The sequence below is a fragment of the Bacteroides sp. An279 genome (assembly GCF_002159615.1).
Classification (GTDB): domain Bacteria; phylum Bacteroidota; class Bacteroidia; order Bacteroidales; family Bacteroidaceae; genus Phocaeicola; species Phocaeicola intestinalis.
The window spans coordinates 1-1,746 of the sequence record NZ_NFJA01000190.1 but is presented as its reverse complement, the minus strand read 5'-3'; the positions used below and the strand labels follow the sequence as shown (position 1 = coordinate 1,746).

Genomic DNA, 1,746 nt, shown 5'->3' with positions numbered 1-1,746 from the left:
TCAGATAGCCCGCTATCTTCCTCATCACAGAAGCGAAAATGCCTCAAAAACTCATCCCAAATCATCGCACGATAAATTCAAAACAGCTTCTAAGAGCCTGTTTAAATTTTCCAATAAAGTAATATTCTATCAGGTTCTTTTTCGTTTGTTTCCGGTCTGTTTTCCCGATTTTATTCGTCAGATAGCCCGCTATCCTCCTCATAAAATCAGAAAAACATCCTCGAAAACAATTCGCAAAATTAACCTGAGCAAAATTTAAACAGGCTCTTAATGATATTTATCAGAAACGCAGATTTTATACAAACTGATTTTCAACATCTACTTAATTTTATATACCATAACATGAGTAATACATTAGCCCCTTTTGCACGTCCGCTTTACATTATGTTAAAAGCTGGAGGTGCTTTATGTAATCTGAGATGCGATTATTGCTACTATTTGGAAAAGCAAAACTTATATCCTCAAAAAAATGTTTCTATTATGAGCGATGAATTGCTGGAAAAATTCATTAAAGAATATATCCAGTCGCAAACCACGTCTCAGATACTATTTACTTGGCATGGTGGAGAACCTTTGATGCGTCCATTGAGTTTTTATCGGAAAGCTTTGGAGTTGCAACGTAAATATGCACAGGGTCGCATAATAGACAATTGTATTCAAACCAATGGCACGTTATTAAATGAAGAATGGTGTCGTTTTTTTCACGAGAACGGCTGGCTGGTAGGCGTTTCGATTGACGGTCCTCAAAAATTTCACGATGCTTATCGGAAAACACGAGGGGGAAATCCTTCTTTTTCCAAAGTAATGAACGGCATTCATTTACTGAATAAACGGGGTGTAGAATGGAATGCTATGGCTGTCGTAAACAACCTCAATGGAGATTATCCATTGGAATTTTATCATTTCTTCAAGCAGATAGGATGCCATTATATTCAATTTGCTCCTGTTGTAGAACGTATCACACATCATAGTGACGGACGTTATTTGGCTTCTGTGGATAAGACTGGCAAAGAAAATTTGGCAGCTTTTTCCGTATCGCCTCTGCAATGGGGAAACTTTCTTTGTGCCATTTTCGATGAATGGGTGCAAAATGATGTAGGAAAGTATTTCATTCAGTTATTTGATGCGACCCTTGCTAATTGGGTGGGAACCAGTCCGGGAGTATGCACACTGGCTCCGATATGTGGACATGCGGGAGTAATGGAATTTAACGGTGATGTCTATTCGTGCGACCATTTTGTTTTCCCACAATACAAATTGGGAAACATTCGTGAAAAGACGCTTGTAGAAATGATGTATGGAGAACAACAACGGCAATTTGGCTTGGCTAAACGTTCAAGACTGCCACATCAATGCAAGGAATGTCCTTATCTTTTCGCCTGTAACGGAGAATGTCCCAAAAACCGTTTTTGCTTGACTTCGGACGGAGAATATGGATTGAATTATCTTTGTCCCGGATTTTACAAATATTTTGCCCACGTGGCACCTTATATGGACTTTATGGCACGTGAATTGACAGCACAACGTCCTCCTGCCAATATAATGGAAATCCTTCGAACCAAGCCTTCGATATTCTGATTACTGGTTAATTTTGGAGGAGTGCCAGTTTGACACCTCTCCAAAAAACAGTAAGAAGTTGTTTTGAATTTATCGTGCGATGATTTGGGATGAGTTTTTGAGGCATTTTTGCTTCTGTGATGAGGAAGATAGCGGGCTATCTGACGAAGAACAGGAGCGGAAAGGACC

General features: G+C 39.3%; 1 protein-coding gene. It reads left to right on the top strand.

Going from position 1 to position 1,746, the window contains the following annotated elements:
* The first annotated feature begins 342 nt into the window (after positions 1–342).
* Positions 343–1,578 (top strand): anaerobic sulfatase-maturation protein, encoded by a 1,236-nt coding sequence (locus B5F78_RS16520; RefSeq protein WP_087407256.1) that lies wholly within the window; start codon positions 343–345, stop codon positions 1,576–1,578.
* Positions 1,579–1,746 lie beyond the last annotated feature (168 nt).